Annotated in this window: 22 protein-coding genes and 1 rRNA gene; 11 read left to right on the top strand and 12 right to left on the bottom strand. The window is 47.4% G+C overall.

Translation table 11 applies throughout. The features are described from left to right. Nucleotides 1-47: 47 nt before the first annotated feature. Nucleotides 48-1535 (bottom strand): 16S ribosomal RNA (locus tag JOY44_RS07440). A 483-nt stretch (nt 1536-2018) separates the two neighbouring features. Here JOY44_RS07440 and glyQ point away from each other — a divergent pair. Continuing rightward, nucleotides 2019-2912, top strand: a complete 894-nt coding sequence (glyQ, locus tag JOY44_RS07435) for a glycine--tRNA ligase subunit alpha (protein WP_415881108.1) — start codon at nt 2019-2021, stop codon at nt 2910-2912. 125 nt (nt 2913-3037) lie between these two features. Next, nucleotides 3038-4456 carry an amidase gene (locus tag JOY44_RS07430; protein ID WP_171572994.1) on the top strand — a complete coding sequence of 473 codons (1419 nt, stop codon included), beginning with the start codon at nt 3038-3040 and terminating at the stop codon, nt 4454-4456. 35 nt (nt 4457-4491) lie between these two features. Here the strand turns inward: JOY44_RS07430 and glmU are convergent, their stop codons facing one another. Together glmU and JOY44_RS07420 are read right to left on the bottom strand one after the other, a co-directional pair. Then, nucleotides 4492-5889: a bifunctional UDP-N-acetylglucosamine diphosphorylase/glucosamine-1-phosphate N-acetyltransferase GlmU gene (gene glmU / locus JOY44_RS07425; RefSeq protein WP_171572993.1), complete on the bottom strand. Its 1398-nt coding sequence runs from the start codon at nt 5887-5889 to the stop codon at nt 4492-4494. A gap of 151 nt (nt 5890-6040) precedes the next feature. Beyond that, on the bottom strand, nt 6041-7225 hold the full coding sequence (locus JOY44_RS07420) for a GNAT family N-acetyltransferase (RefSeq protein ID WP_171572992.1): 1185 nt from the start codon (nt 7223-7225) through the stop codon (nt 6041-6043). 250 nt (nt 7226-7475) lie between these two features. On the opposite strand from JOY44_RS07420, the gene JOY44_RS32635 reads away from it, so the two are divergent. Beyond that, nucleotides 7476-10286 (top strand): DUF4912 domain-containing protein, encoded by a 2811-nt coding sequence (locus JOY44_RS32635; RefSeq protein ID WP_171572991.1) that lies wholly within the window; start codon nt 7476-7478, stop codon nt 10284-10286. 24 nt (nt 10287-10310) lie between these two features. Here JOY44_RS32635 and JOY44_RS32800 read toward each other — a convergent pair whose 3' ends face one another. Further along, complete coding sequence (locus tag JOY44_RS32800) at nt 10311-11222, bottom strand: type II CAAX prenyl endopeptidase Rce1 family protein (protein ID WP_171572990.1); 912 nt, start codon at nt 11220-11222, stop codon at nt 10311-10313. Between the two features lie 213 nt (nt 11223-11435). On the opposite strand from JOY44_RS32800, the gene JOY44_RS07405 reads away from it, so the two are divergent. Both JOY44_RS07405 and JOY44_RS07400 read left to right on the top strand, forming a co-directional pair. Continuing rightward, the gene (locus JOY44_RS07405; protein WP_171572989.1) at nt 11436-11753 is read left to right on the top strand and encodes a hypothetical protein; all 318 of its coding nucleotides are present in this window, start codon (nt 11436-11438) and stop codon (nt 11751-11753) included. 197 nt (nt 11754-11950) lie between these two features. Then, entirely contained in the window at nt 11951-12487 is a 537-nt protein-coding gene (locus tag JOY44_RS07400; protein ID WP_197985040.1) for a CGLD27 family protein, read from the top strand. Between the two features lie 53 nt (nt 12488-12540). Here the strand turns inward: JOY44_RS07400 and JOY44_RS07395 are convergent, their stop codons facing one another. From JOY44_RS07395 to JOY44_RS07385, 3 genes are all read right to left on the bottom strand, one after another. Continuing rightward, a complete protein-coding gene (locus JOY44_RS07395) occupies nt 12541-13020 on the bottom strand; it encodes a DUF1643 domain-containing protein (RefSeq protein ID WP_171572988.1) in 480 nt (159 codons plus the stop codon). Between the two features lie 5 nt (nt 13021-13025). Continuing rightward, a complete protein-coding gene (locus JOY44_RS07390) occupies nt 13026-13634 on the bottom strand; it encodes a hypothetical protein (RefSeq protein ID WP_171572987.1) in 609 nt (202 codons plus the stop codon). Between the two features lie 183 nt (nt 13635-13817). Beyond that, nucleotides 13818-14336 carry a thylakoid membrane photosystem I accumulation factor gene (locus JOY44_RS07385; RefSeq protein WP_245404906.1) on the bottom strand — a complete coding sequence of 173 codons (519 nt, stop codon included), beginning with the start codon at nt 14334-14336 and terminating at the stop codon, nt 13818-13820. A 256-nt stretch (nt 14337-14592) separates the two neighbouring features. On the opposite strand from JOY44_RS07385, the gene JOY44_RS07380 reads away from it, so the two are divergent. From JOY44_RS07380 to JOY44_RS07365, 4 genes are all read left to right on the top strand, one after another. Then, on the top strand, nt 14593-15105 hold the full coding sequence (locus JOY44_RS07380) for a Fur family transcriptional regulator (RefSeq protein ID WP_197985038.1): 513 nt from the start codon (nt 14593-14595) through the stop codon (nt 15103-15105). Between the two features lie 203 nt (nt 15106-15308). Next, complete coding sequence (locus JOY44_RS07375; protein WP_171572986.1) at nt 15309-17144, top strand: hypothetical protein; 1836 nt, start codon at nt 15309-15311, stop codon at nt 17142-17144. 252 nt (nt 17145-17396) lie between these two features. Then, the gene (locus JOY44_RS07370) at nt 17397-18053 is read left to right on the top strand and encodes a DUF3386 domain-containing protein (RefSeq protein WP_171572985.1); all 657 of its coding nucleotides are present in this window, start codon (nt 17397-17399) and stop codon (nt 18051-18053) included. A gap of 55 nt (nt 18054-18108) precedes the next feature. Next, nucleotides 18109-18351 carry a NifU family protein gene (locus tag JOY44_RS07365; RefSeq protein WP_171572984.1) on the top strand — a complete coding sequence of 81 codons (243 nt, stop codon included), beginning with the start codon at nt 18109-18111 and terminating at the stop codon, nt 18349-18351. 149 nt (nt 18352-18500) lie between these two features. Here the strand turns inward: JOY44_RS07365 and JOY44_RS07360 are convergent, their stop codons facing one another. After that, on the bottom strand, nt 18501-18920 hold the full coding sequence (locus JOY44_RS07360) for a TIGR02588 family protein (protein WP_171572983.1): 420 nt from the start codon (nt 18918-18920) through the stop codon (nt 18501-18503). After that, the gene (locus tag JOY44_RS07355; RefSeq protein ID WP_171572982.1) at nt 18917-19798 is read right to left on the bottom strand and encodes a TIGR02587 family membrane protein; all 882 of its coding nucleotides are present in this window, start codon (nt 19796-19798) and stop codon (nt 18917-18919) included. The genes JOY44_RS07360 and JOY44_RS07355 overlap by 4 nt, the downstream gene beginning before the upstream one ends. An 84-nt stretch (nt 19799-19882) precedes the next feature. Between JOY44_RS07355 and JOY44_RS07350 the strand changes: the two genes are divergently transcribed. Beyond that, on the top strand, nt 19883-20455 hold the full coding sequence (locus JOY44_RS07350) for a sugar O-acetyltransferase (protein ID WP_171573761.1): 573 nt from the start codon (nt 19883-19885) through the stop codon (nt 20453-20455). 124 nt (nt 20456-20579) lie between these two features. Next, on the top strand, nt 20580-21860 hold the full coding sequence (gene serS, locus JOY44_RS07345) for a serine--tRNA ligase (RefSeq protein ID WP_171572981.1): 1281 nt from the start codon (nt 20580-20582) through the stop codon (nt 21858-21860). 63 nt (nt 21861-21923) lie between these two features. Here serS and JOY44_RS07340 read toward each other — a convergent pair whose 3' ends face one another. From JOY44_RS07340 to dusB, 3 genes are read right to left on the bottom strand one after another with little or no spacing between them, the layout of a single operon-like run. After that, a complete protein-coding gene (locus tag JOY44_RS07340; protein WP_242541726.1) occupies nt 21924-22145 on the bottom strand; it encodes a BrnA antitoxin family protein in 222 nt (73 codons plus the stop codon). Nucleotides 22146-22164: 19 nt separating this feature from the next. Next, nucleotides 22165-22443 carry a BrnT family toxin gene (locus tag JOY44_RS07335; RefSeq protein WP_171572979.1) on the bottom strand — a complete coding sequence of 93 codons (279 nt, stop codon included), beginning with the start codon at nt 22441-22443 and terminating at the stop codon, nt 22165-22167. 60 nt (nt 22444-22503) lie between these two features. After that, nucleotides 22504-23574, bottom strand: a complete 1071-nt coding sequence (gene dusB, locus JOY44_RS07330; RefSeq protein WP_171572978.1) for a tRNA dihydrouridine synthase DusB — start codon at nt 23572-23574, stop codon at nt 22504-22506. Nucleotides 23575-23887: the final 313 nt, after the last annotated feature.

Raw genomic sequence — 23887 nt, 5'->3', positions numbered from 1 at the left:
GTCTAAACCCTGCTATCAAAAGCTTGGTCTAGCGGGAGGTCTCCCTTAAAGGAGGTGATCCAGCCACACCTTCCGGTACGGCTACCTTGTTACGACTTCACCCCAGTCATCAGCCCTGCCTTCGGCATCCCCCTCCTTACGGTTGGAGTAACGACTTCGGGCGTGGCCAACTCCCATGGTGTGACGGGCGGTGTGTACAAGGCCCGGGAACGTATTCACCGCAGTATGCTGACCTGCGATTACTAGCGATTCCTCCTTCATGCAGGCGAGTTGCAGCCTGCAATCTGAACTGAGCCATGGTTTATGAGATTAGCTTGCCATCGCTGGCTTGCAACTCTTTGTCCATAGCATTGTAGTACGTGTGTAGCCCAGGGCGTAAGGGGCATGCTGACTTGACGTCATCCCCACCTTCCTCCGGTTTGTCACCGGCAGTCTCTCTAAAGTGCCCAACTTAATGATGGCAACTAGAAACGAGGGTTGCGCTCGTTGCGGGACTTAACCCAACATCTCACGACACGAGCTGACGACAGCCATGCACCACCTGTGTTCGCGCTCCCGAAGGCACTCCCGACTTTCACCGGGATTCGCGACATGTCAAGCCCTGGTAAGGTTCTTCGCGTTGCATCGAATTAAACCACATACTCCACCGCTTGTGCGGGCCCCCGTCAATTCCTTTGAGTTTCACACTTGCGTGCGTACTCCCCAGGCGGACAACTTAACGCGTTAGCTACGGCACTGCACGGGTCGATACGCGCAACACCTAGTTGTCATCGTTTACAGCTAGGACTACAGGGGTATCTAATCCCTTTCGCTCCCCTAGCTTTCGTCCATGAGTGTCAGTTTCGGCCCAGTAGCGCGCCTTCGCCGCTGGTGTTCTTCCCAATATCTACGCATTTCACCGCTACACTGGGAATTCCCGCTACCCCTACCGTACTCTAGTCTCTCAGTTTCCACTGCCTATATGGGGTTAAGCCCCACGCTTTAACAGCAGACTTGATAAACCACCTGCGGACGCTTTACGCCCAATAAATCCGGATAACGCTTGCATCCTCCGTATTACCGCGGCTGCTGGCACGGAGTTAGCCGATGCTGATTCGTTAGGTACCGTCAGTTCTTCTTCCCTAACAAAAGCGGTTTACGACCCAAAAGCCTTCGTCCCGCACGCGGTATTGCTCCGTCAGGCTTTCGCCCATTGCGGAAAATTCCCCACTGCTGCCTCCCGTAGGAGTCTGGGCCGTGTCTCAGTCCCAGTGTGGCTGATCATCCTCTCAGACCAGCTACCGATCGTCGCCTTGGTCAGCTCTTACCTAACCAACTAGCTAATCGGACGCGAGCTCATCTACAGGCACTAAAGCTTTCACCTCTCGGCACATTGGGTATTAGCAGACGTTTCCATCTGTTGTCCCCAACCTATAGGCAGATTCTCACGCGTTACTCACCCGTCCGCCACTAAAGTCCGAAGACTTTCGTTCGACTTGCATGTGTTAAGCATACCGCCAGCGTTCATCCTGAGCCAGGATCAAACTCTCCATGTTATTCCAACTCTCTCAAGTTGATTGGAGTTTGTAGCTCTACTTATATCAAAATAAAAGACCTATACAGATCCCTTATCCATCCAAACTGTTTAGGGTTTTAACCCCCTAAACTATTATCTATTGACGAGGTTCTTATGTCTCTCGTGGCTTTCAAACTATTACTATGTCTAGGTCCTGGCGGTTTTAATCAGAGTCGCTCTCGCTCCCCCGTTTCGACCGCTTTACTAAGATAACCTCCCTAATCTCACTTGTCAACTAAATTGAATGGGGAATTATGAAGGGCGAAATTACGGGGCGAATTAAAACATATGTGTAGGAAGTATTTTGGTAAAGGTGGTGCGCGAATTTTGTTTATCTACTGGTATTCCCTTTCCTATGCTTTGTAGTGAAGTGAGGAGATTACTGGATAAAAAAGTGAAGATAAAGGTTTACATGTAGGGTCTGTACGTGAAAATTGAAAGCGTGATACAAGACTGCTGGAGGATAGCTGTGAATTTTCAGTCTGTTGTAAGTACGTTAAACCACTTTTGGAGCGATCGCGGTTGCTTAATTGTCCAACCTTACGATACTGAAAAAGGGGCGGCGACAAAAAGTCCCCACACTTTTTTAAGGGCGCTTGGACCAGAACCTTGGGCAGTTGCCTATATTGAGCCGTGTCGCCGTCCCGGTGATGGAAGATATGGAGAAAATCCTAATAGAGTACAACATTACTATCAGTATCAAGTTCTAGTTAAGCCTTCGCCGGATAACATTCAGGAAATTTATTTAGAGTCGTTGCGGGCGCTAGGAATTTTCCCAGAAGAACATGACGTGCGTTTTGTGGAGGACAACTGGGAAGATGCGGCAGTCGGTGCGTGGGGTGTTGGTTGGGAAGTTTGGCTAGATGGAATGGAAGTCACTCAATTTACCTACTTTCAGCAATGTGGCGGGATTGATTGTCGTCCTGTGTCGATCGAGATTACTTATGGTCTAGAACGACTGACGATGTATCTGCAAGAGGTTAATTCAATTTTTGATATTCGCTGGAATGATACGTTGACCTACGGAGACATCTATCTGCAAAGTGAGATAGATAGCTCAAAGTATAATTTTGAAGCATCTAATCCTGAGCTACTTTTTATGCTGTTTTCTTTGTATGAGAAAGAGGCTGAACAGTTGATAGGTAAGGAATTAGTGCTACCTGCTTTTGATCAGGTTTTGAAATGTTCGCATACGTTTAATTTGTTAGATGCCCGCGGTGTGATTTCTGTAACAGAACGGACGCGTTATATCGGGAAAATTCGGACTATGGCTCGTCAGGTGGCTCAAATTCACCTTATGCAACGGGAACGATTAGGGTTTCCATTACTCAAGCAGGAGGCAGTAAAAGTCATGTGAGTTGTATTGATTTATCTTTGGCGTTTGGGAATGAATCGACAAACTCAAACTAAATTGTTTGGGTATTTAGTGAATGGTGTGGGTACTAAACGTGCAGGTTAGATGCTTTTAAGAAGAAACTATTCATGAATTCAATCGATCTAGCTTTCACTACGGCAACAGAACAAGCTCGGCTGATTCGTTGTAAAGAGATTTCGCCTCTAGATTTAATTGAAGTTTACTTAGAGCGAATTCAACGGTTGAATCTCAGTTTAGGGAGTTATGTAGTGGTGGCGGCGGATCTGGCGATCGCGGATGCTAAGACCAAAACTGAACTCCTAGTCCATACGCCAGCAGAAGAATTGCCAGCATTCTTCGGTGTGCCAATTTCAGTCAAAGATTTAAATCCTGTAATCGATTTACCCTGTGCCTACGGTGTCAAGATTTTGAAGAACCGAATTGCTACCGAAGATGATGGTGTGGTAACCAAGCTAAAACAGGCAGGATTCGTTATTCTTGGCAAAACAGCTACCTCGGAAATGGGCATGTTGCCTTATACAGAGGCGCGGGGGTTTGCGCCTGCTCGGAATCCTTGGAGCTTAGAGCATACTCCTGGTGGATCAAGTGGAGGGGCAGCGGCGGCAGTGGCAGCGGGTTTGTGCGCGATCGCCCAGGCTTCCGATGGCGGCGGTTCGGTGCGAGGTCCAGCTTTTTGTTGTGGGCTGGTTGGAATTAAGCCCTCCCGTGGACGAATCAGCTACGCACCGGTTGGTGAACGGTTGAATGGGCTTGCGACTAATGGATCTATTGGTCGCACGGTTGCTGATGCGGCAGCACTACTGGATGTAATGGCAGGGTATGTTTCTGGTGATCCTTACTGGCTTCCTAATCCAGAACGATCTTTTTTTGAGGCAACTCAAACTTCTCCAAAGCGTTTACGGATTGCTTACTGCACCGCGATTTTGCCCGTCGGCGAAGCGGATGAAAACTGTCGGCAAGCAATATTAAGTACAGCCACTCTATTAGAGAAATTAGGCCACTTTGTGGAAGCAAAAGACTTTGTAGATGTCAGCGAGTTGATTGAGCCATTTACCACGGTTTTTCAAGCTGTTTTGAATGAAGTCGGCATTCCTGAACTGTTTTTAGGCAAGATGAGTCGCTGGTTTGCTTGGCGCGCTCGGTTTTGTTCTTCCGGTAAATATTTAAGGGCCGTAGCTAGGTTGCAGGCGATCGCGCGCCAAATTGTGGAATTTTTCGACACGGTAGATGTATTGATAGTGCCAACCTATATGCATCCCGCCATCCGGGTCGGCGAGTGGGCAAAGGATCGGCCTGAAAAAACACTGAAAAATATTGTTAACTGGATTGCTCCCTGTCCACCTTTTAATGCTAGCGGACAACCCGCCATTGCCCTGCCTACAGGATTCACAACTGAAGGATTGCCAGTAGGCGTGCAGTTAGTTGGTCGTCCGGCAGAAGAAGCGACATTGATTGCTCTCGCTGCCCAGATTGAAGCCGCACAACCTTGGAGTCATCATCGCCCTGCTTTTGCAGTGCAAGAGTAGGGCGTGTTGGATGTCGCGGCCTCGTGTCAGACTGCTCAATTATCCGTACTTTTCTGATCAGACTTGGGTTTCAAGCGCCAACCCGGTTTGATCACTTGACGAGCGCGAGCGATCGCTAGGCAATCGTTCGGCACATCTTCGGTAATGGTGGAACCTGCCGCAATATTCACGTCTTGACCAATAGTGACAGGGGCAACTAACACACTGTTTGAACCTGTTTTGCTGCGATCTCCAATGTGAGTTGGGTGTTTTTTCACGCCGTCATAATTAGCGGTAATCGTACCTGCGCCAATGTTTACCTGATTGCCAGCAGTGGTATCGCCTAGATAAGACAAATGCGCGACATTGGTGCGATCGCCCAATTTTGTATTTTTTAGTTCCACAAAATTTCCGATTCGGCAATGCGATCCGGTTTTCACATGCCCACGCAAATGAGCATAGGGACCAATGCGACTCCCTTCGGCGATGAAACTATCAGTTACGACCGAATACAGCACCGTCACATTTCGACCAATCTGACTATTCTCAATCAGGCTACCCGGACCAATGCGGCTACCCGCACCAATCGCCGTTTTGCCGCGCAAGTGAGTTTGGGGTTCAATCACGACATCGGGTTCTAGCTCAACGGTGTCATCAATTGTGATGCTGCTGGGATCAACTAGCGTAATTCCCTTCCTCATCCATTCGTCTTTAATGCGGCTTTGCAAGATGGTGTATGCATCGGCAAGCTGTTTGCGATCATTAATGCCTAAGATCTCTTGATAATCCTCTACATCTACCGCCATCACGGGTTTCATGTAATTAACTGCATCTGTCAGGTAATACTCTTTTTGGTCATTATTAGTAGTTAGCTGCGGCAGCACTCTCGCTAAATCAGCCCAACGGAAGCAATACACGCCAGCATTAATCCGATGATTTTGCTTTTGGGTAGGAGTGCAATCGCGGTCTTCTACGATCTGCTGCAATAGGTTTTGGTCAGTGCGGAACACTCTTCCATACCCTTTTGGATCAGGCAGTTGAGCCGTCAAAATAGTAGCGGCGTTGCGGTTTTTTTGGTGAGTTTGCAACAACAGCTTTAGGGTTTGAGGACGCAGTAAGGGAACGTCACCATTGAGAATCAGCAAATCACCTTCAAACCCTTTTAGGTGAGGTAATAACTGTTGAACAGCATGCCCTGTTCCTAGTTGCTCTCGCTGTTCAACAAATTCCAGTGCTGGTAGATTTGGGTTTTCACTCTGTGAATCTGATAGCGTTTCCATCACCAGTTCGTGACGATAGCCCACAACAACCAACCGTCGTACAGGATGAATATCTTCTACGCTACTCAGTACCCATTCCACAAGCGATCGCCCGCCCATGCCATGCAAAACCTTCGGCAGGTCAGACTTCATGCGGGTTCCACGTCCGGCGGCTAAAATTGCGATCGCTACCATGCTTATTTAACGAATCAGGTGGGCATTAGAACAATGTCCTGCACGACAGGCATGTTCGTCTTTACTTATATCAGGCTTTGGTAGTCTCGTTTGATGCGAACTGACAAGTCGGCGCTTCGCTATCGAGATGATTCAACAAAAAAGCCTTAATCTACAGCGCTTTTTCGTAAATTCGATAGGTTTTGTAGATCGTACCGCCAGACGCTTCGATCAGTTTGCGGGAAGGGAAATTGTCCTCATAAACCCAAGATAGTTCAGCCCGTCGGTAAGGTTTTCCTTTCTGGATGCCGCCCATCATACCCAAGTAGATCAACGCTAGAGCCACTCTTTTACGGCGGTACTCTGGTAGCGCACAAATCGCAATCACCCGCCCTTGATCAATTTGACGACGATACCACAGAAATTTAAGAATCCCGAGCCAGTTCAATTTACCGTTCACATGCTTGAGGGCAATGTTGTAATCTGGCAGCGCCATCCAAAAGCCAATCATCTCACCGTTGTATTCAGCAACCGGAAACACGTCAGGATCAACCAAATCCTGGAGTGATTTTGCTTCTTCCAAAAATTCTTCCTGAGTGCGGGGCGTGGAACTCCAATTAGCGGAAAAGGCTTTGTTAAACAGGTGATATAGGCTAATTGCATCTGCCTCAAAATCTTTGCCTTGGGTATGAATCGGACGAAAAGTTACTCCTGCTTGACAGGCAAAGTGAAAAGCTTTTTCAAACTCTTTAGGTAATGGCTCATCCAGCGGGAAATTGTAGGCATAGGCATCTTTGGCTTTGTGCCAGCCGTTTTGCTCAATAAACTGGGGATAGTAAGGCGGGTTGTAAGGCATCATAATCATGGGCGGCGAGTCGAATCCATCCACTAGAAACAGACAATTGTTATGGGTGGAAAGGTCGATGGGTCCTCGGATTTTAACCATGCCTTGCGATCGCAACCACTGGCTAGCACCTTCTAACAACGATTGAGCAATCGCAAAATCTTGAATGCATTCAAAATAACCAAATAGCCCAATATTTTCTGCTTCTTGATCGATGAGGCGCTGATTAATAGCCGCAACGATTCGCCCTAAGGGTTTTGGTGACGATGATTTTGATTGTGTTTCTATGGCAATGAATGCCTGCAACGTGCCGTATTCAAAGAAGGGATTAGTGGGAGCTAGCTGTTTGGCAACAGCGCTGCGGAGGGGAGGCACCCAGTGGGGATCGGTCGCGTAGACGATCGCAGGAACATCCAAAAATAAAGCGTGTTCGGCGGCCGTTGTGACTGGAATGATTTGAAAGGAAGCAGTAGAGTCAGTAGCGATCGCACTTAAGTGGGGCAATGGGTTCATGAAAAAGATGCCTTATCTACAGCACAGATAATTTTTATGGTTTAAACAAGAACTTATTGGGACTATATCAGGCGATGGGATGGGTCAAACGTTCAACAGAAAAATATTTCCGCTGAGGAGAAAATGACAAGAGGCGTACCAAGCGCTTCGAGATCGTTATTGACTATGAGAGAAATTGCTGAGATATTTTGAGCGTAACTTGTTAAGAAAAAATAAGGTCAATACAAATTTCTAGGTCATTTTTATTTTTATGTCGCAAAAGAAGTCCCCTTCCATACTTAACCTGGCATTGCTGATTACTTTGGCTGCTAGTCCCATAGCGGCCGTGTACTGGTCATTAGAGACTGTAATTGCTCAGTCTCCTGATGGTTCTCCGACAGCACTGCCAAAAGCCGTTCCGACGGGTTCTACTATGCGAATTGATGGCTCTAGCAGCATGGCAACAGTCAATCAGTCTTTAAAGCAACGCTATGAAAAAGAATCTCCAGGAACCAACGTTGATTTAGGCGGCAATGGGTCAGATGCGGCTTTGCAAGCACTATTAGATAGAAAGGTTGATCTAGCAGCGATCGGGCGACTTCTAACTGCGACAGAAAAGCAGAAAGGGCTAGTTCCCGTTTCGATTGGGCGTGAAAAGATTGCAATTATTACTAGTTCAGCGAATCCTTACAGTGATAACGTTACTTTTGAGCAATTTGCCAAAATTTTTCGGGGAGAAATTACGGATTGGTCTCAGTTAGGCGGCACTTCAGGTAAAATCCGGTTTGTTGATCGTCCCGAAACGAGCGATACTCGTCGGGCTTTTAAGACCTATCCCATCTTTAAGACGGCTCCATTTCAAACGGGAGCAACTGCCGAAGCGGTGAGTCAAGATAGCACTGCTGAGGTAATCCAAAAACTGGGTAAAGATGGCATTGGTTACGCGGTTTACAGCCAGGTAAAAGGCGTGGATGGAGTCAAGATCATCTCGATGCACGAAACATTGCCCGATAATCCTGCCTATCCATTTTCCCAGCCCCGCTATTTTATTGCCAAGGGCAATCCTTCTGCCGCAGCTAAGAATTTTCTGACCTATGCAACAGGGGCATCCGGTTTGGCAGCGATCGCAGCGGCTAGTCAAACTGAGGTTGCCGCGATCTCCCCTGGCAAAGAAGCACCCGCGCCAACAGTTTTTCCCAGTGCGACGTCGCCAGAAGTTGTCACCTCTCCCAATGCAGTCACTTCCCCTAGCCCTGAGCCGGTAGCAACTGCTCCGGGGCCTGATGCAACCAATCAAAGCTTAGAAGGATTGATTCCTTGGCTCTTGCTGGTGCCTGCTGCGATTTTGGGATGGATCTGGTGGTCTGGCAGAGGACGGCGCACCCCGGTTGCACCTCCCACTCCCAGCGGCGTAGAGCGATCGCTACCCCCTGTAGCTAGAGTGCCTGCTGCTGAGAATGCTCAACCTTCCATTCCAGCTGTCTCACCAGTTCTACCCGTTGCTCAACCTCCGGTTTCTACTCCACCTGTTCCACCAATTGCTGAAGCGTCCACTACTACGAAGGACTCCGACCCTAACTTGGGGTTAGCAGCAGGTGCAACATTGGCGGCGGGTGCAGCGGCAATATGGGCAAAGAAATCTCAAGAAGATTCGACCCAACTGCCTATGGAAATCCCTAAGCCAAAGCCAGCAAAAGGAGAGGCGATCGCAGAATTTCCTAAATTGGATAACCCACTTGCAAATGTAGATGATGGGTTAGTTGCGCTGCCTGCTAACTATGGAGATAGCAAGATTGTATTAATGCCTCGCGATCCAGAGTGGGCATATGCTTATTGGGATGTTTCCGAGAGCCACAAAGCATCACTGCGCCGTGAAGGTGGCGATCGATTAGCACTGCGCTTTTACGACGTAACGGATGTAGAACCGGGTCAACAAAAACCGCATAGTTTGCAGCAATATGACTGTGAAGAAATTGCTACTAATTGGTATATTCCAGTGCCCCTGAGCGATCGCGACTATGTTGTAGAAGTTGGCTACCTGACAAATGATGAGCGCTGGTTAATGCTGGCACGGTCTGCCCCAGTTCGGATTCCGCCGATCTATCCATCGGATTGCATGGAAGAACAAGACATTACTATTCATTGGGATGAAGAATTGAGGGAGAGACTCTTTTATATGCCACTCCCTTATGGAAAGAAAGCACACACCATTCACGAGACGATGTACGAGCTAGCACTTGGAGCCGAAAGCGATCGCGCGGCGGGTTCTCTGTATGGCTCAATGCAAACTGACCGCTCCAATGTTTCTCCTTCAGGAGTTGGCATGTCAGGAGTTGGCATGTCTGGAGTCGGTATGAGTGGCTTGACCATATCTGGTATAGGCAGCTTGACTACATCTGGAATCGGCATGTCTGGGGTTGGTATGTCTGGTATTGGCATGAGTGGCTTGACCACATCTGGTATAGGCAGCTTGATTACATCTGGAATCGGCATGTCTGGGGTCGGCATGATGTCAGGAGTCGGTATGAGTGGCTTGACCACATCTGGTATAGGCAGCTTGATTACATCTGGAATCGGCATGTCTGGGGTCGGCATGATGTCAGGAGTCGGTATGAGTGGCTTAACCACATCTGGTATAGGCAGCTTGATTACATCTGGAATCGGCATGTCTGGGGTCGGCATGATGTCAGGAGTTGGCATGAGTGGCTTAACCACGTCTGGAATCGGCATGTCCGGGGTCGGCATGATGTCAGGAGTTGGCATGTCTGGTATTGGGTTCTTTGCTTCTATGCCCCCAATTCGCTCACGCAAGTTTTGGCTAGTGGCGGATGCAGAGCTAATTATTTATGGCGCAACAGAACCAGATGCCGCACTCACGATCGCAGGTCGCCCAGTACCACTTAATCCAGATGGCACCTTCCGCTTCCAAATGTCATTTCAAGACGGTTTGATTGACTTTCCCATTTTGGCAGTTGCTGTAGATGGGGTTCAAACTCGCGCAATTCATCTCAAGTTTGATCGATCAACTCCCGTTCGCAACACCAATACGAAGGATGATGCAGTAGAGGAGTTGCCATCCTAGTAAGTTGACCGCTGATGATCACTATCAACAAAGATTGCGATCATCCTTAAATAAAAAGGCATAAACCGCGATCGCTCCAATTAAGGTTGTTAGGAAACTAACTTGAGGATCTAAAAAAGCAATTTGGGTTAAGAGAGAGGGCGATCGCAGACTGGAATCGGCTGAATTGACTATCAATAAAATGAACAGATTATTAGCAGCATGAATGCCAAGAGCAAGTTCCAACCGATTATCTTTTAGCGTCACTGCTGCTAAGAAAAGGGAAAGCACGCCATAGGTTAGTCCAGTCCACAAACTTCCACGGTTCATTTCTGAGTTGCCAAAATGCGCCATGGCAAACGGAAGGCTAGTTGCGATCGCAAGTACTACAGGCGGTTTAATGAGTTGCCCTACGGATTGTAAGAAGTAGCCTCGAAACAGGAGTTCTTCAGTAGAGGTTTGAAGCGGCGTCAAAATAAGAGCGAGCAGCAAAAACACTAGCCATTGCAATGGATGAAAGCTCCATTCAAAATGCTGTGGTGCCCATGAAAGCTCGATTAATAGTTGGATACCTAATAGAAGAAACCAGACACAAAACCCTAAAATCAAACGATTCCATTGAATAGAAGCGGTTGAGTTTATTAAGGTAAAAAACCTACGTTGATGAATCCATTGAGTAGCAATATACACACCAATAAATAAAAAGAAGAAAGGAATGGTATTAACTGTATAGTTTGTCAGCCATGGCAAAAAGCAGATACCAACCCAAGAATTGGTTAACTGGCAATTCGCTATTCCTTTGTCTAGAAAAAAGCTAAATTTTATTATTAAATTGTTGAAGAGAGTAGAAATAAAAACTCCCAACCAAGCGCTTGTAATAATACACAAGAAACTAAGCAAATAGTATTTCCAGTGATTTTTTCCCTGGTGAACGGCATTCAAAAAACTTGTACTCATAAGGATTAAATTAAACCAAAAATCTTTATAAGCAAGCTAGAAAATCATATTGCAGCAGATTTCTGATTGTTACGAAAGTTTTCGGTGGTTGATGAATGAGTAAATTTTAATTTCATCAAACCACGCCTGAAGATTCTTTTGATAGCGTCAGAGATACATTAACTTTACACAGCACATCTCCACTTTTTTACTGCTTTTGATGCTGGCTAAGATATGAATCATTACGCAAGCGATTGGATTGATGAGTGGTGCCAAGATAACGGGTGGACTGACTGGTTTATTGAGCGCTCGATCTATTGGGGGTTTCCTCCTCAGGGGGTTATACCGATGCCAATTCCATCTCAAGCCATGAAAGCGATTAAAGCCAAACAGGGGTTATGTTCTGAAGAAAAAGTTTGGTGTATGGCAGCAGTAGGCAGCGCGATCGCTGCCGCATTCTCTAGCTATCTATCATCTTGTCCCATGCCCTTGGTCGCTGCATTTTCCTTTTGTGCAGTCGTTGTTGCTCGGTTAGAGAACGAAGACCTCTAACGGCAAGATCCAAGCTTTGACTGCTTAACGTAGCTTGGGAAAAACCTCTAAAATGCTGACTTTGGTGTAGAAGGTTTTTTCTTCCGACAGGTTTCTCTAACAACGTCTCATGTCCTCTTCATCCCTCCTTTTGGCAAGTCGTTTATACTGAAAAATACGTTTGGCTATATTAATTTTATCTGTCCAAATCGTTACCCTTGCAGGAGATCAGCGTTTTGCCAGATGACCTGACCCAGAATTTATCGATCGCTGCTTGCCCAGTTCCGACCGAGCAACTTCCTTTAAATGAATACGAGGATTTGAAGGAATCCTGGTTTTTTCACTGGGCAACGTTGGAGCCATCGCGGTATGTCAGCAAAATACTGTGGATTTGGCTAGGGAGTTGGGCGATCGCGGCTCCAATCGCCGCCGCAAGCTTTCCGTTTGAAAAATATCCGGCTAAGTTTTTGCTCACCAGCACCGTCGGGGCAATTTTGCTGCTGCTGCTGGTTTTAATCCGTCTTTATCTCGGCTGGTCCTATGTCTCGTCTCGCCTAATGGATGCCAAGGTGTTTTACGAAGAATCGGGCTGGTATGACGGGCAAACCTGGATCAAACCGGCAGAAGTTTTAGCCCGCGATCGCCTGGTGGTGAGCTATCAAACCCAACCAGTTTTAAAGAAAATACAGGGAACGTTTGCAGTGCTCGCCGGTGTTTTGGGCATTGGCACTATAGTTTGGCGTTTTTTGAACTAATACTTGAACGCCTAAAGTTTGAGGTGGTTGGTATTATGGGGCAGTGCTACTCTTCACGCAACTAAAAAACTTACAGGTAAGCAAGTAGCTCGTAAGTAAAGAGGATGCTTTGGTTGTCCTGTTTTGGTCAGATTCAGGCAGTACAGTTGAGTCGAACGACCAAACAGGGCTAAAACTGCCTGATCGCGCCCTTGCCAAGTTCCCCAATTTCCCCACGCGAGGACAATGCGATTCACCCGATGTGAAAGCGATCGCAAGTAGGCATCATTCTCTATCCCAACCGGATCAACAACCTGCCGTAATTCACTTGGTTTTGCAGTGCGATAGGCAAATAGGTTAACCACTTCTAAACCGCTATAGCCCCACGATCTCGCAAACCCGATACAGCGGCGAATGGTTGGATCATCAACTGTTCCGTCTGCCCGACTAGGGTTCAACATGACAAACCCAACTTTAAGCGCTGCTGCATCCCACTCACGCCACAGCAAGTAGCGATACAGCCCTGTTGAGTCGATGATGGCTCCTGTTTTCATCGCATTTAAATAAATGGCTGATTACCCGGATTAACTGCATGGACATATTCGCTACCCGATTCTGGAAAACCATGACGATAGGCTGCTGATTCTGGATTACCCCAACCTAGTTGCAGAATAATCTCAAGCTGGCTAAGGTTACCCTGCTGAATCAGGCTTGCCCATTCGGTGCGGTGCATAATGCGATCGACATCCTTCTGCACCACCAACTGATAAGATTTGCCTCCATTCAAACTGAGATATAAATCCATATCAGCCGTACTTTGATACCAAAACTCAAACAACTGAGTCTTGACCGTTTTCAGCAATTCCAAATCTTCTGGTAATGCTATTAACTGCTCATCGACCTTAGGAAAGTGCAGGTCTTGCCCTTTTATCGTTAGGGTTTGCCAGACAATCCCGGAAATTCCATGCTGCCGCTGATAGTCATGGACGGCTGCTCGAAAGTTGCGGTAAGCAGTAAATCGTTGCAGACCCTCTGGCTGTAAAAATTTGTCGAGAAATGGACTCCCTGATGGACTTACCGCTAAGTTTAGGCGCTTTCCATTCATGCAAGCTTGCCGTTCGCCTGCGAGGATTTTGATGAGGTCTGCGGTGCTATAGGTCTGTGACATCAGCAACCTACCGAACAGGGTCAAAAGTTTATTTTGAGAAATAGAACGTTTGTCTAAGTATTGCTAGACTATTCAAACTTGTCAGACATCTCGACTACTTTCTCTGTAGTTTTTTCGACTATGCCCAATTCACTGCGGTTTGGTCTGGGCATGGCTAAAACAGTAATTCTAGGCTGATGCAAGTTAGGGAATGAGTTCGGTGTTAAATTCGTTAACGGGTTGACGTCTTAGTTCCACCGACTCAGAGCGGGGCAATAGCTTAAATACTTTACGCAAAACATCGTCTATTTGTTCGTAAGCAACGGAGCCTTTCTGATTTAGAACGACCTTGCCTGTTTCATCAAACAGAACGGTTTGCGGCACAACTCCACTGTAGTAATATCCTGCTTCTGTTTTTGCGTAAGTTTTCTTGGGTGGGATGGCATCTACCCGGAGGGCGATCAGATCCAGTGTTCGACCATAAAATGCTTGCAGTTGGGAAACAACGGTGGAATATTGCTTGCTATCACTATTGTCGTCTAGATAAAAAACTAGGATGGTCGGGCGTTTTCGCTCCAAGGCTTGCTCTAGAGTCACTTTGGGCGGCACGAGAGAGCCATTTCCTGCATACAGCGTGAAAATATCGCCTTCGTAGCGATCGTCCTTTAAACCCGCGATCGCGGTCGGCATATTTATCCCATTTAATCCGCTGACTAAGATCAAGAGGCTAATGGCAAAGAGGCACAGTTTACGCCAAGGACAAACTGATCGCAGCCACGAAGAGAAGATGGAAAACCCAGAGAAGCACATACCATTCAAACTCATGTTTTATCTTTCTTATTGTGAAGCAATGCAGGACATCCATGAACATAAATGCTCATGGCTTGGTTCTTAGCAGTAAACCAAAGTTGTAGCGAGTTTACTTTAGCTATACTAGAACTATACTTGGAAGCATGATGTGTAAAGGCACCCAAGACGATTGTATCTAGCTACAGCCGCACCGCATCAAAAAGACTGGTTGGAAAAAGAGCGGTTAGATATGCAAAACGACACGATTAACCAAAAACCAATTCGATCGCTGGATGAAGCCCTAGACCGTTGCCAGGATTTAGGTATGCGCCTGAGCCGCCAGCGTCGTTTTATCTTAGAACTGCTGTGGCAAGCACAAGAGCATATGTCTGCCAGGGAAATTTATGATCGCCTAAATTTGCAGGGCAAAGAAATTGGGCATACATCGGTTTATCAAAATTTAGAAGCGCTTTCTAGCCAAGGCATTATCGAATGCATTGAGCGATCGGATGGCAGACTCTACGGCAATATCAGCGATTCTCATAGCCATGTGAACTGTTTGGATACCAACCAAATTTTGGATGTTCACGTTGTCCTGCCAGCAGATATCCTGAAGCAGATTGAAGATCAAACAGGCGTGCGGGTTACGGACTATCACATTAATTTCTTTGGCTATCGCAATCAAGAGCCTGCCAATGGTTGAGTTGTTATGGGTGAGAAAACTTGTCGATCAGACTAGAGCGATCACGAAGGATTTCACCATTGGCGCTCCAAACTAAATTGCAGCCTATACAATAGCGGCAAGCTGCAATGCGGATGAGTCACATAGACAAAGTACCCACCCCATTTCAGCTAGGCTGTGAACAACAGTCGGCAACACATTGTTGACAGAGAAGCGCTGAAGTCATGGCACATAAGGCAATTGACCGATTTCGACCTCAGGCATCGGGGGGAAAGCAGGGCACATCCGAAATCCATTCTTCAGTTCAGCCACCTGACCCAGAAGCCGCAATTGCAGAAGCGGAAGGATCAGAAATAGTCAGTCAGGCTGCTCAGTCGGAAGCCGCTTTGGATGCTCCCGAAGCTGATACTGTAGTGGAGGCTCCTGCACCTAAAGATTTAGAGCAAGCCGACAACTCCACTAGCTCATTAGTAGAAGCGGGAACGCAGCGTCATCAGACCGCTAAGTTTTTCACTCAAGTAACTTTAAAGCTAAAGCAGGGAGCCAAAACTTTAGGTACGCCCTTGGTTTGGTTGGGTGTGGTGGCATTTTGTGGCGGCACGGGAGTGGCAGCAATTTCCTGGTTAACGGATGTGCCGCCGAATCCTAATTGTCAACAGCTATGGTTTTTTTCATCCGATACAGAACGCTTATTTTGTGCAGAACAAGCTGCGCGATCGAGCAGCCCTAGCGCACTATTGGCTGGGTTAAAACTGATTGAACCCTGGCATGACAATCACACGTTAGAAAAACCTGCCAAGCGGCTCATGCGCGACTGGTCTAAAACCGTGCTGGCGATCGCCCGTCAAAAAGCAGGACAAAACAATTTGAAACAGGCGATTTATTTAGTCAGCAAAATTCCTGCAAATAGCCCGTTTTATAGAAATGCTCAACAGGCTGAAAACCGATGGCGAAAAAGCCAGATTAAAGGCAAAGCATTGGAAGAGTCGATTGAAAGCGCCTTAAAGAAACAGGATTGGCAAAAAGCTGAAACGCTACTGCTGCCCTTTGCCAACCAACAGAATGAGTATTGGCAGCAGCAGTTCATTCGAATGCGAGAGCGAATGATGACAGAACGACTGTCTTACAATCAGCTTCAAGCAATTCGGACAACTGTGGGACCGGATCTATCCAAAGCTGGGGAAAAACTAGGACCCGCGATCGCTGAAGTAGAGCAGTTGCATCCCAAAACCTACGCTCGTGCAAGTGCCGAAGACGATGTAATTCAGTGGAGCAAGGCGCTGACAAATAGTGCGACTCAGCAATTAGAGCAGGGAAACTTATCAGGGGCGATCGCTCAAGCAAAATGGCTGCCCGTCCAATCTTTATCCCCAGACTTGCAAAACCTGATCTGGTTGGATCAGGCAACCCAGTTAAATCGACAGATGCCTGCCGCTATCCCAACTGAGGAAAACTATTGGCAGATAGCGACTACGCTATCTGCTTTGCGCCAGATTCAACCCAGGCAGCCGCTGTATACCGCAGTACAGCCCAAAATTTCGCCTTTAGAAGATCGGCTGCAAGATTTAACTCAACTGCGCTTTGCCAAATTCGTGGCGGATGCGCGCCCACTCCCACTGCTACCGCTTGCGATTCAAATAGCCCAAGCCATTGCGCCTACCCGTCCCCATCGCCTTTATGCTCAGACGCTAATTTCTGTTTGGCAGCAGGATCAGCAGCAAATGAGCGATCGCGCTAATATTATTGCGGCTGAAAAATTTGCGGCTCTGGGAACTCCTCAATCATTGAACAACGCGATCGCCTACGCCAGTAAAGTACCCCTTGGCAGACCGCTCCGCCTTACTGCCCAATCAGCCATCTTTGATTGGAAACAACGCCTTTTAGATTTAGAAGATCAGACAATATTAGATCAAGCTCAGAAATTGGCAACTTCAAAACAGTATGCTCAGGCTATTCAGCTTGCCAATAAGATTGGCGATGGTCGCCCCCTGTATAACGCCGCGCAAACCCTTGTTCAACAGTGGAGTCTTTCTGAAAATGGTTCTACAGAAGGTGACTAGCACCAGCGACTACACAAGTCCCTAAATCCGGTTGGCTGTGATGCTCAGGCACAAAGTCAATACGTTGACAAACTGAATTGTTTGCTCATTCTGCGTGGATTTTGGCTCCAATTAACCCACGTAGAATAGACCGTCGGGGGATAAGCATAGTCAAAATTCGGCAGCAACTAATTTTGTACACTTACTCAAGCGAGTTCATATCCTTAGTAAAAGTCTCTAAACTGAATAAAGAACCCAACACAGGAGAATTGCATGACTGTAGCGCAAGTATCGGCACAGGAGCTATTTCAAGCCGCTTATGAAAATCGCTATACCTGGGAGCGCACTTTTCCCGGTTACACCGCTGACGTTCTTTTAAAGCTAGACGGTCAGGACTTTAAGGGCACGGTACGAGTGAATCCTGATCTGACTGCTGAAGTATTTGATATTGAAGATGAGCAAGCGAAAAAGCTGGTTCACGGTCAGCTTTGGGAAATTGCGATTCACCGGGTGCGACGTTCATTTGAAGAGACCCACAGCAAAAATACCTTTGCCTACGGTGAAACAGATGAGTCTGGCGCGGTGGCAATTTTGATGGGCGGCAAATCTGAGGGCGATCGCTATAAAGTTCACAACGGCGAAGTCAGCCTGGTTCACCGTCATATGCACGGTGTTGTGATCACCATTAACACCTTCAGCACCCACGACACGGGCGAAGGCTACTTGCCTTACCGCTATGATTCGGTCTATCAAGACCCCAAAACGGGTGAGCAAAAAGGTGGCAAGAGCCTATTTGAAGATGAATATGAACAAGTTGGCGGCTTCTTCATTTTGAATCGTCGTTTCATGGAAACCGATGTTCACGGCAAAACATCAACCCAAGAATTTCTCTTTTCCAACATTCAACTTTTTTTACCCAACGCCGCGTAGAAAGTAGCGTTAGGATCAAGTGGAATGATAGCTTTACAACAAACCAAGGTGAATTATGTCTGAAACGCTTACATTAAACACTGAAAACGTAGAAACCGTCTTAGACGAACTGCGTCCTTATCTAATGGCAGATGGCGGCAACGTGGAACTCGTTGAAATCGATGGTCCCGTCGTCAAACTACGGCTTCAAGGTGCCTGTGGCTCTTGCCCTAGCTCCGCCATGACTTTGAGAATGGGTATTGAACGTCGCCTGCGCGAATTCATTCCCGAAATTGCAGAAATTGAACAGGTCATGTAAGGGGTAAACAGGTAAAGGAGTAGGGGCATAGAGGTATACACCAGTAAACTTCTTCGCCTCTTTACTGCTTAACTCCTTTACCTACCAATGCTTGTTTGCCACACTATAAGCCCCTGATTCTCAGTTCCATCTCCTCTCTATCTCATACCTTAAGGCGTTTTATAGCTAGCCACTCGCACGACCAAATCACCTTGGCGCGGATCTGTTTTGAAAACAAATGCAGCCTTCTCTGTTTCGCCCCGTGATAGAAAATCAATTTGCAAATCGCCTGACTCCTGAATGGCAGCGTTGACTTTCAACTCAGCAATGACCTGCACTGACTCAGCCGTTTCGCCGCCTGTGTTAACAATTTCAAACGGAACATAAAACTGCCCATCAGCTTCACGCACAGGTTCAGTGCGATAAATTGTCAAACTAGGGGGACTGTTGCGCCCCATTGCCCAGCTATAAATGACCAAACCTGCCACCGTTCCTACGATTAGCGATGCAATTCCAAAAGACAGCCATTCGGTAGAATTGCGGAAAGGGCGTTTTGACTCTGGAGCATTTTTGATTTCACTGTCTGTCATATTGCTAACCGTCCTGCTGCGCCGCCGATCGTGGCAGGCAACCCTAAAATAATTGAGTAGCTCAACCAGAGATGCCAGGGATCTTGCCAACGCAACTTATCGAAAAACACCAGCATCATACAGGCTGCTAGCAATGAAACTAGGTATGAGATCAATGTTTCACTGTAAGGATTCTGAAAAATCCCTTCTTGCTGATGCCGCTTTTGCTGATTGGTAAACCCTGCGGCAAAGACGATCATATAGGAAACTAAAAGCGACGCTGCCATGATTGCCACAAGCCATAAGCCATTGACCGCCGCAGTAATCATCGGGATCTCATCAGTGGGAGCAATATTGAATGCGATAATAATTGCCCCAATTAAAGTGCCGCCAATATCGGAAAACGTTGCATTAAAAGTATTTTGATCAGACGCGAGAGAATCACTTTTTTGCGCTTCATTCTCCTCTTGCCCAGATAAAAACTGATTTGCTAATGCTACTCCCAATGTGAAGGGTGTGCTTTCATAAATTAGCTTTCCAAGCGCCTCATTGAGTGGAGTCTGTGAAGTAATTTCTTGAATCAATATCAGCATTGAGGCAGTACACACTAAGCCGATCGCCATCGCTTCCACACTATCCATCGCCGCATCAATCGCATAGATATCACTCGTTTGACGAAATCCAGCAGTGCGGTTAAGCATAAAGACAATCGCAAACGTGAGCAGTAATGCCACCAGCAACCGAAACATGTGAGCGGACGACCCAATCCACCAAACCTCCATGGTGTAGAGCAAGGGAATACCAAACAAGAATCCGCCTGATGCTCCTCGAATCACATCATTAAGTTCATTTTTCCACTGTTTTTCCACTAACTTTTTTTCACTGAATATCTTTTTCATTAAGTAGTCAATTTTACAATTTCTCGGCATAGGATGAAGCGATCGCACCTCTATCTTCTTAAAACAGAAAAGTCCAAAAATTCTATGAGCGAATTCGAGCAAACAGAAAAACAGAAGATGCTGGCAGGAGAGTTATATCTGGCAACCGATCCAGAACTTGCAGCAGAAAACAAACGCGCCAGTTGCCTGCTTCGCCAATACGCGCAAACGACGTTAGAAGAACCGGATCTTCGCGAACAAATTTTGCGAGAACTATTGGGGAAGGTAGGCGACGCGGTCAATATTGTGCCGCCGTTTCACTGCGATTATGGCAGCAATATTTTCATCGGCGATCGCTTTTACATGAACTACGGCGGGATCATGCTCGACTGCAACACTGTGCATATCGGCCATGACGTACTCTGCGCTCCCTACGTGCAAATTTACACGGCGTATCATCCTACGAATCCCACGACCCGCCTCACCGGAAGAGAACTTGCCGCCCCAATCACCATTGGCAACACCGTCTGGATTGGCGGCGGGGCGATCATTTGTCCTGGAGTCACGATTGGCGATAACACCACAATTGGGGCGGGGAGTGTGGTTACTAAAGATATTCCAGCCAACGTGATTGCGGTGGGAAATCCCTGTCGAGTGATTAAAACAGTAGGAAAGTGATGAGTACGGAGTGCGGAGTACAAAGTTTTTAGTATCTTTTCCCCTTCCCTTCCGCCTCTCATCTCTCACTGCAATTCCGTGTATTCTGGGTTAGGAACTTTTACTGAATGAATGGGAATGAGCTGTGCTTGACCTGAAGCAAATTCGAGAAAATCCAGACCGGGTACAAGAAAAGCTGAACCAGCGCAGCGGCAGCTATGATATACAGCCGATCTTGGAGCGCGATCGCCAGCAAAAAGCGCTAGAAAAAACCCGTTCCCAACTGCAAGCCCGCAGCAACGAAATTGGCAAACTGGTGGGGCAAAAGCTGAAATCGAACAGCAAACCAGATGATGCTGAAGTGCTTGCTTTAAAGAGTGAAGGCAATCAAATTAAAGCGCAACTCAGCGAACTTGAGCCTCAAGAAAAAGAGTTGAAAGCCGAAATCGAAGCTTTGCTATTGGCTTTGCCCAACGTGCCTAGCGACACTACGCCTGTGGGTAAAGATGAAACCGAAAATGTAGAGATTCGCCGTTGGGGAGATGAACATAAGCCGCAAGCAGAAACGCTATTGCCCCATTGGGAAATTGCCGAGAAACTAGGCATTTTGAACAGCGATCGCGCCACCAAAATTGCCCAAAGCCGCTTTATTGTGCTGCTGGGAGCCGGAGCTGCTTTGGAACGTGCCCTGATTTCCTTCATGCTTGATCGCCAAACTGCCGCAGGCTACACCGAAGTCATGCCGCCGCTGCTGGTCAATACCCAATCCCTGACTGCCACCGGACAACTGCCTAAATTTGCCGAAGAAAGTTTTCAGTGCAAAGACGATGATCTGTGGCTGATTCCTACCGCAGAAGTGCCCGTTACGAATCTTTATCGCGACGAAATCCTGGCAGCAGATGACTTGCCTATTCTCCACTGTGCCTACACGCCCTGTTTTCGACGAGAGGCAGGCAGCTATGGACGCGATACTCGTGGGCTGATTCGTCTGCATCAATTCAACAAGGTGGAGTTGGTCAAGCTCGTCAAGCCCAACACCTCTGAAGCAGAGCATCAAGCCTTGGTGCAAAACGCTGAAGCTATTTTGCAAGCGCTGAAGCTGCCCTATCGCACCATCGAGCTTTGCACGGGTGATCTTGGCTTTGGCGCGGCTAAATGCTACGACCTGGAAGTGTGGTTGCCCTCTGCCAATACCTACCGCGAAATCTCTAGCTGCTCCAACTTTGGCGATTTTCAAGCACGGCGCGGCAATATTCGGTTTAAGGAATCCGGGCAAAAAGGGACTCAGTTTGTCCATACCCTAAATGGCTCTGGCTTAGCGGTGGGTCGAACTATGGCGGCGGTGCTAGAAAACTACCAGCAGCCCGATGGGTCAGTCCGCATCCCGGAAGTGTTGCAGCCTTATCTAAACCGTGAAGTGCTTTGATTTTAGGTGATTCACGCGATCGCCTTCTGGTTCCATTGCGGGGGCCAAATCGGGTTGCGGGTATTATAGGGCTGGCTGTTCACCATTGCTCTCTATGTAATGACGCAAGGCTAAATTGATTGCAGTTTTGTATTTTTTGTGATGAGATTGGAACCAGCTTAAAACGTCTGGATCGATCTGAACAAGCTGTTGAGCCTGACTTGCAGGAATTCTCAGCGTTGCATTTTCAAAGAATTCGTCCGTCAGTGGTGGAATATCGGAGTAATCAATTTCTTCGTCTGTCATTGCCTCCAGTGCTGCCCAATTAGTCCGAGAGGTATTGCTCAAATTTGTGTCGCTCATGTCGATTTGCCCTTCGTGCTGAAATGATCCGGATCACGTCACCCTGCCGTTCTGTCCAAATAACAACCGCGATGCCATTGCCGAGAAAGCCGATACCAAACCAACGATCTTTGCCATAGTCAAAACGATCATCTGGCTCAATTAGCATTGAACTATCAAACATTGTGGTGACGTCTGCGAAATCGATCTCATGTTTGAGAATATTTTCCAAATTCTTCGCTTCGTCCCACTCAAACTGCATGAAGTTTAGATAACGCTAATCAGTCTGACTTTAATTATTGCTTTTTTCGTAAAAACTATTTCACAGGGCAACCAGTTGTGCGATTTCTGGGTCCATTGCGGGGGCTAAATCGGATTCGGGAATGTTGATTAAGCGGTCGATCGCTCGATCAATCAAATCCAAACCCTGCTGCACGTTTTCGATTAGGCTAAGCTGTCCGCGCAGGTCAGCGGCACCCACAAAGCTTTTGGCGTACCAGGTCATGTGTTTACGGGCTTCGCGCACACCGCGATCGCCCTTGTAGTCATACAGCATTTGCAGATGAGATCGGGCACAGTGCAAGCGGGCGATCGCGGTGGGAGTCGGTTTCAGTTCCCCTGTTTTGAGAAAATGATCGACTTCGCCCACCAAAAACGGATAGCCCATTGTGCCACGAGAACACATCACGCCATCGGCTCCAGTTTCTTCCAGGCACTTCACCGCTGATTCCACGGAAAAGATATCGCCATTGGCAATCACCGGAATCGAGAGAATATCCTTCACTTTTTTAATCCATTCCCACCTGGCATTGCCGTTGTAACCCTGAGCGCGAGTGCGTCCATGCACGGTGATCATTTTCGCCCCAGCCGCTTCCATCCGACTGGCAAAATCGAGGATGTTAATTTCTTGATCCGTCCAGCCGATGCGGGTTTTAACGGTGACGGGCACATCAACCGCATTCACCACCGATCGCACAATCTCTTCCGCCAGTTCGGGCTGCCGCAATAACGATGAACCACCGCCGTTTTTGGTGATTTTATTCACCGGGCAACCCATGTTGATATCCACCGTATCTGCACCTTCCTCAACTGCCCTTTGTGCCGCTTCTGCCAAAAAGTCGGGGCGACAGTCAAACAGCTGAATGCTAATGGGGCGCTCGTTGGGGTCAACTTCCATAATTTTGGGCAGTTCTTTGACGTAGTGCAGCCCTGTGGCATTCACCATTTCGGTATACATCATCGAAGTGGGTGCATACTGCCGCACTAGCCGCCGAAACACCATATCTGTCACGCCGGATAGGGGCGATTGCAACACACGGCTATTCACTTCAAAGTGACCAATTTTTAGCGGGGTGGCAAGGTGTTTTTGCAGAGCAGGCGACAGCGTAACCATGATGACTCTAACCAACAAAGACTGCTACCATTCTAAGCCGTCTGAAGGAACCAATTTTTGAAAGGTTTGTGGGGAGTGTCTTACGCTTCAGGCGATTGATTGAACCAGGCGATCAAGTCAGCTTCGATGGGAAAATGGAATTGGTTTTCAACAACGATGCCTTTGATAGACCACACGGCGGAACAGGACAAACTCTCTTTAGAATAGAGATAGCAGGCTATTCGTATCAATCCTAACTACAAGGGCGATCGCCCAGCGGTACGCTGAACAATTGATGCAATCTTGTGCGAATGTCGTTGGTGTCAATCACCAT

Origin of the sequence: Leptolyngbya sp. Cla-17, assembly GCF_016807185.1 — a bacterium.
Classification (GTDB): domain Bacteria; phylum Cyanobacteriota; class Cyanobacteriia; order Leptolyngbyales; family Leptolyngbyaceae; genus ULC077BIN1.
Note: the sequence above shows the minus strand (reverse complement) of the source record. Positions and strands in the feature narration are given on the sequence as shown.

Coding starts and splice junctions, on each gene's coding strand:
- JOY44_RS07430 (WP_171572994.1), top strand. CDS start 3,038: ATGAATTCAATCGATCTAGCTTTCACTACGGCAACAGAACAAGCTCGG.
- JOY44_RS07365 (WP_171572984.1), top strand. CDS start 18,109: ATGTCTGAAACGCTTACATTAAACACTGAAAACGTAGAAACCGTCTTA.
- JOY44_RS07395 (WP_171572988.1), bottom strand. CDS start 13,020: ATGAAAACAGGAGCCATCATCGACTCAACAGGGCTGTATCGCTACTTG.
- JOY44_RS07370 (WP_171572985.1), top strand. CDS start 17,397: ATGACTGTAGCGCAAGTATCGGCACAGGAGCTATTTCAAGCCGCTTAT.
- JOY44_RS07375 (WP_171572986.1), top strand. CDS start 15,309: ATGGCACATAAGGCAATTGACCGATTTCGACCTCAGGCATCGGGGGGA.
- JOY44_RS07360 (WP_171572983.1), bottom strand. CDS start 18,920: ATGACAGACAGTGAAATCAAAAATGCTCCAGAGTCAAAACGCCCTTTC.
- JOY44_RS07350 (WP_171573761.1), top strand. CDS start 19,883: ATGAGCGAATTCGAGCAAACAGAAAAACAGAAGATGCTGGCAGGAGAG.
- JOY44_RS32635 (WP_171572991.1), top strand. CDS start 7,476: ATGTCGCAAAAGAAGTCCCCTTCCATACTTAACCTGGCATTGCTGATT.
- JOY44_RS07420 (WP_171572992.1), bottom strand. CDS start 7,225: ATGAACCCATTGCCCCACTTAAGTGCGATCGCTACTGACTCTACTGCT.
- JOY44_RS07335 (WP_171572979.1), bottom strand. CDS start 22,443: ATGCAGTTTGAGTGGGACGAAGCGAAGAATTTGGAAAATATTCTCAAA.
- JOY44_RS07340 (WP_242541726.1), bottom strand. CDS start 22,145: ATGACAGACGAAGAAATTGATTACTCCGATATTCCACCACTGACGGAC.
- JOY44_RS07405 (WP_171572989.1), top strand. CDS start 11,436: ATGAATCATTACGCAAGCGATTGGATTGATGAGTGGTGCCAAGATAAC.
- glmU (WP_171572993.1), bottom strand. CDS start 5,889: ATGGTAGCGATCGCAATTTTAGCCGCCGGACGTGGAACCCGCATGAAG.
- dusB (WP_171572978.1), bottom strand. CDS start 23,574: ATGGTTACGCTGTCGCCTGCTCTGCAAAAACACCTTGCCACCCCGCTA.
- JOY44_RS07355 (WP_171572982.1), bottom strand. CDS start 19,798: ATGAAAAAGATATTCAGTGAAAAAAAGTTAGTGGAAAAACAGTGGAAA.
- JOY44_RS07390 (WP_171572987.1), bottom strand. CDS start 13,634: ATGTCACAGACCTATAGCACCGCAGACCTCATCAAAATCCTCGCAGGC.
- JOY44_RS32800 (WP_171572990.1), bottom strand. CDS start 11,222: ATGAGTACAAGTTTTTTGAATGCCGTTCACCAGGGAAAAAATCACTGG.